Origin of the sequence: Polaromonas sp. (assembly GCF_018780625.1) — a bacterium.
Taxonomy (GTDB): Bacteria; Pseudomonadota; Gammaproteobacteria; order Burkholderiales; family Burkholderiaceae_C; genus Polaromonas.
In genome coordinates this window covers 1-4,623 of record NZ_JADMJK010000044.1, presented here as the reverse complement: position 1 = coordinate 4,623, position 4,623 = coordinate 1, and the positions used below count along the sequence as shown (strand labels likewise).

General features: G+C 60.0%; 7 protein-coding genes. 1 reads left to right on the top strand and 6 read right to left on the bottom strand.

Annotation, left to right across the window (positions count from 1 at the left end; genetic code table 11):
- Positions 1-163 precede the first annotated feature (163 nt).
- The 5 genes from erpA to rplM form a co-directional block, all read right to left on the bottom strand.
- Positions 164-529, bottom strand: a complete 366-nt coding sequence (gene erpA, locus IV091_RS03510; RefSeq protein ID WP_293465170.1) for an iron-sulfur cluster insertion protein ErpA — start codon at positions 527-529, stop codon at positions 164-166.
- 115 nt (positions 530-644) lie between these two features.
- Positions 645-1,046, bottom strand: coding sequence for a polymer-forming cytoskeletal protein (locus IV091_RS03505; RefSeq protein ID WP_293465168.1), 402 nt, complete (start codon positions 1,044-1,046; stop codon positions 645-647).
- 28 nt (positions 1,047-1,074) lie between these two features.
- Complete coding sequence (locus tag IV091_RS03500) at positions 1,075-1,782, bottom strand: DUF6776 family protein (protein ID WP_293465166.1); 708 nt, start codon at positions 1,780-1,782, stop codon at positions 1,075-1,077.
- 156 nt (positions 1,783-1,938) lie between these two features.
- Positions 1,939-2,331: a 30S ribosomal protein S9 gene (gene rpsI, locus IV091_RS03495; protein WP_293465164.1), complete on the bottom strand. Its 393-nt coding sequence runs from the start codon at positions 2,329-2,331 to the stop codon at positions 1,939-1,941.
- Positions 2,328-2,783, bottom strand: a complete 456-nt coding sequence (gene rplM, locus IV091_RS03490; RefSeq protein ID WP_293465162.1) for a 50S ribosomal protein L13 — start codon at positions 2,781-2,783, stop codon at positions 2,328-2,330. The genes rpsI and rplM overlap by 4 nt, the downstream gene beginning before the upstream one ends.
- A 251-nt stretch (positions 2,784-3,034) precedes the next feature.
- On the opposite strand from rplM, the gene rlmJ reads away from it, so the two are divergent.
- The gene (gene rlmJ, locus IV091_RS03485; protein ID WP_293465159.1) at positions 3,035-4,000 is read left to right on the top strand and encodes a 23S rRNA (adenine(2030)-N(6))-methyltransferase RlmJ; all 966 of its coding nucleotides are present in this window, start codon (positions 3,035-3,037) and stop codon (positions 3,998-4,000) included.
- 21 nt (positions 4,001-4,021) lie between these two features.
- Here rlmJ and IV091_RS03480 read toward each other — a convergent pair whose 3' ends face one another.
- The gene (locus tag IV091_RS03480; RefSeq protein ID WP_293465156.1) at positions 4,022-4,621 is read right to left on the bottom strand and encodes a septal ring lytic transglycosylase RlpA family protein; all 600 of its coding nucleotides are present in this window, start codon (positions 4,619-4,621) and stop codon (positions 4,022-4,024) included.
- Between the last annotated feature and the right edge of the window lie 2 nt (positions 4,622-4,623).

Sequence of the window (4,623 nt, the reverse complement as noted above, 5' to 3'; positions counted from 1 at the left end):
CGTGGCTGGCCCGCCAGATGCTGGCCAGGCAAGCCGGCAACCTGCCTGGCGTGACAGGGGCAGCCGGGCCGCGCGTGCTGGGGGCCTTGTACCCCGCTTGATGACGCGCCAGAAATCAAAAAACCGCCTTGAAGGCGGTTTTTTTCATCGGGAAGTGGAGCGCTCAGGCAGAAAAGCTGGAGCCGCAACCGCAGGTGCTGGTCGCGTTGGGGTTCTTGATCACGAACTGCGCACCTTCCAAGTCGTCCTTATAGTCGATTTCGGCGCCCACCAGGTATTGGTAGCTCATGGCGTCAATCAGCAAGGACACGCCATTTTTAGTCATGGTGGTGTCGTCTTCGTTGGTGATTTCGTCAAAGGTGAAACCATACTGGAAGCCCGAGCAGCCGCCACCCTGCACAAACACGCGCAGCTTCAGGTCCGGGTTGCCTTCTTCGGCAATCAACTCGGCCACCTTGGACGCGGCGCTGTCGGTAAAGACAAAGGGGGAAGGCATTTCGGTCTGGATGTTTTCGGCAACTGCGCTCATGGGGTACTCCGTTATTCAAGATTCAATAGATAAATACTACAGCAAAACAATCAACCATAACGCCGGCATGTATTAAGCCGCAGGCTTTACTGTTAAGCGCATCAGACACAAGGCCTCAGGGATTGTTGGCCGCCAGCTTCAGCATGGTTTTTTCTTCAAGGGCCTGGAGGCCTATGGGGCACAGTTTCCCCGTAATCGCCGCGCCCTGGTGCATTTCAAGTGCCTTGTAAGACACATCGCCTTCAATTTTTGCCTTCGGCTGAAGCTCCAGCAATTCAGTAGCGTGGATGGGACCCACCACGCGACCATTGATGACCACATGGTCAGCCTGAACCAGCCCGGTCACGATGGCCGATTCGCTGATCACCAAAATACTGGCGCTGCCTTCGCTGGCGCGAATGTTTCCACGAACCTCACCGTCCACCCGCAGGCCATCGGTAAATACCAGGTTTCCTTCAATGCAACTGCCCTGGGCGATCAGACTTTTGATGGGGGGTTGCTTCTTTTTACCAAACATATGCAGCTTCCTGTGGGCCTTGAGAGAATCAGAGCGTAAAGGTTTGAACAGAACGAACGGCGCCGCCGTCCATGATTTTTGCGGTCACGGTTTTTACCACGGTACGCGCAGGCAAGTCGAGCACGCCTTCCATGCGGCGGTACTGCTTGAACTGCAGCAGCTGCGGGCCGCCCGGCAGACTCATGCGCCACGGCTTTCCATCCTGCGTCCCCTGAAGCGTCAGTTCCAGCTTGCCGTTGAAATTGCCCCCTGCCTTGACAGGCTGGATCACCAGCACCTGCCACTTGAGTTGGGTGCCCGACAGGACTTCGGCCTGCAGGCCGCGTATCGAGGCCGCGTCAGCAGGGCCTGTGGGCAGGAGCTTTTCAAAAAAACCAAGGTCGTCACGCAGGCTGCGGTTGTCAAGCTCCAGTTGCCTGACCTGCCCCATCATCTTCTCCTGCAGCGCCTTTTCCGCAGTCAAGAGGCTGTCGGCCGTATTGGCGATCGACTGCGCCTTGTCGCGGTCTGAACGCAGGCTGAGGGTTTCCTGACGAAGCTGGGCCAGCTCTTCCTTGGCATAGCTGTCCAGGCCGGCCAGACCTTGGCCCACTTCAAAAGCCCACAGGGCAATGGCGCCAGAAAACCCCAGCATCAGCGCGCCCGCGATCCAGCGCAGTGGCCATGGCAAGGAACTGCGCACGGCCATGCGCGGAGAACTGATGGTCAGGCGGCGGCGAAAGAGGCGAAGTTTCAAGGGGATCCTGTCTTGTTAGGGGTCGGAGGGGGCATTGTGCACGTAGCCGACGACAAGGCGGTGACCATCGCGTCGCGCAAAGCCAGGCCTGGAGAATCCATGAAAAAAGCCGCCAGGCACAAACCATGGCGGCTTTTTTCGGGACAGGAAGCGGAATTAACGCTTGCTGAACTGCTTGCGGCGGCGCGCTGAGCGGAAACCGACCTTTTTACGTTCGACTTCGCGGGCGTCACGCGTGACAAAACCGGCCTGGCTCAACGCTGGCTTGAGCGTTGCGTCATAGTCGATCAGGGCGCGGGTAATGCCGTGGCGCACTGCACCAGCCTGGCCGGACTCGCCGCCGCCGTGGACGTTGACCATGATGTCAAACGTCTCGACGTGGTTCGTCAGAAACAGGGGCTGGCGGCAGATCATGATCGAGGTCTGACGACCGAAGAACACCTGGATGTCCTTGTCGTTGACCGTGATCTTGCCGGTGCCTTTTTTCAGAAACACGCGGGCGACGCTTGATTTGCGACGGCCGGTGCCGTTGTTCCAATCACCGATCATTTGGCTGACTCCCGTGATGTACCTAAGATTTCCAGCACTTTAGGCTGTTGGGCGGTATGCGGATGCTCTGCACCACCGTAGACCTTGAGTTTCTTGATCATGGCGTAACCGAGCGGACCCTTGGGCAGCATGCCCTTGACGGCTTTTTCCAGGGCGCGGCCTGGAAATTTCGATTGCATGTCACGGAAATTGGTGGCAGTGATGCCGCCTGGATAACCGGAGTGACGGTAGTAAATCTTGTCGGTCGATTTGGCACCGGTCACGCGCAGCTGGGCTGCGTTGATGATGACGATAAAGTCACCGGTGTCGACGTGAGGCGTGTAAATGGCCTTGTGTTTGCCGCGCAAACGGAGAGCAACTTCGCTGGCTACTCGTCCGAGGACCTTGTCGGTCGCGTCAATCACAAACCACTCGTGCGTCACGTCAGCGGGTTTGGCGCTGAAGGTTTTCATGAGTTTCTCTTTTTTAAAAGGGGTTTGTCGGGTTCTTTTCTACGGTCGGCGTTCCTCTGATGAGAACCTCTTAGGTAGTAATTTGCCTGGTGGCTGCTGGCCAACTCCACCGAAGTGAAGCCAGGCAGCAGCGCGCCAGGCAGCTCTGCCGCGGAACCACTTGGCGCTGCAGAGCCACGGATTATATGAATAATCAAGGGCTTGCGTCAATTTTGTGTTGCCTCACAGCCTCAAGAAGGTACGATACGTGCATGTTTTCTTACCGCCACGCCTTCCATGCAGGCAACCATGCCGACGTCCTCAAGCACACCACGCTGATCGCGTTGATGAAATACCTGACCCAGAAAGACACGGCACTGACCGTGATCGACACCCATGCGGGTGCAGGCCTGTACCGGCTTGACGGGGATTACACCGAAACCAGCGGCGAAGCGCGCGAAGGTATCTTCAAGCTCATTTTGGGCCAAAAAGCGGCGCTAGCCCAAGAGGACGCATCAAAAGCAGCTACCAAAAAAGTAGCGCCGCCAGCGCCCCTGGCGCCTGCCTTGCAGGATTACATGGACCTGCTGCGCAAACTGAACCCCCAGTTCGCCGAGACCGGCGAGGCCGCCCACCTCAAGATTTACCCGGGCTCGCCGTTCATCGAGCAGCAGTTCCTGAGCGGGCGCGACAAGCTCAAGCTGTTTGAATTGCACCCCACCGACTTCAAGTCGCTTTCCGGCAACATCGAGCAGCTTGGCGTGGGCCGGCAGGTGGTGGTCGCCCGTGAGGACGGCTTTGAAGCGCTCAAGACCTTTTTGCCGCCACCGGCCCGGCGCGCCATGGTGCTGTGCGACCCGAGCTACGAAATGAAGACCGACTATCTGCGCGTCTCAGGCTGCATGGCGGACGCCGTCAAGCGCTTTGCCACCGGCACCTATGTGGTCTGGTACCCCATCATTCCGCGCCCGGAAGCGCATGACCTGCCGCGCAAGCTCAAGACCCTGGCCGTCAAGGCGCACCGAAGCTGGCTGCATGCCACGCTGACGGTCAAGTCCAGCAAGCTGACGACCGGCACCGACGGCGAAGTGATTCGCCCCGGCCTGCCGGCCAGCGGCATGTTCATCATCAACCCGCCGCACACACTCAAGGCCGACCTGCAAGCGGCCCTGCCGCAAATGGTGGCGCTGCTGGGGCAAGACCGCAATGCGGGCTTTACGCTGGAGCACGGCGGCTAAGTCCGGCTTCGGCCCGAAAAATCAGCGCCGCTTGACGGCTGCGGCGCGTCGCGTGATGCGTCGGGCTTTGCGCACGACGGGAAGAGGCTCGACCTCGCCAGCCGTGGGATAGGGCAGCAGCAAGGACACTTCGGCTACCCCCGCATCCACCAGGCCCAGCGCCTCCGCCGCCGCGCGGCTTACATCAATCACGCGGCCCGGCGCAAACGGGCCGCGGTCGTTGATGCGGACATCGACCTCGCGCCCCAGGACGTTGCTGCGTACCCGCACCACAGTGCCGAAAGGCAAGGTTTTGTGGGCGGCCGTCAGCGCATACATGTCGTAGCGCTCGCCGCTGGCCGTGAGCCGGCCATGAAAACGCGGGCCGTACCAGGATGCATGGCCACGCTCGAACTGCCTGGCGGCTTCACCGGTCAGCTGGTATTTTTCATCGCCCGCAGGCGCGTCATCGCTCGTCGGGCCATCGGGTACTGCCTTGAGCGTGATCCGGGCGACAGGCGCGGCATCAACCGATGAGGGCGTGAGGGACGTCAAAGGGCTTGGCGACCCAGGCGCCGATGGCAAACTGCTACAGGCCGCCAGCAGGGCCAGCAAGCCGGTGCTGAAGGCCGCCCTGACCAGGC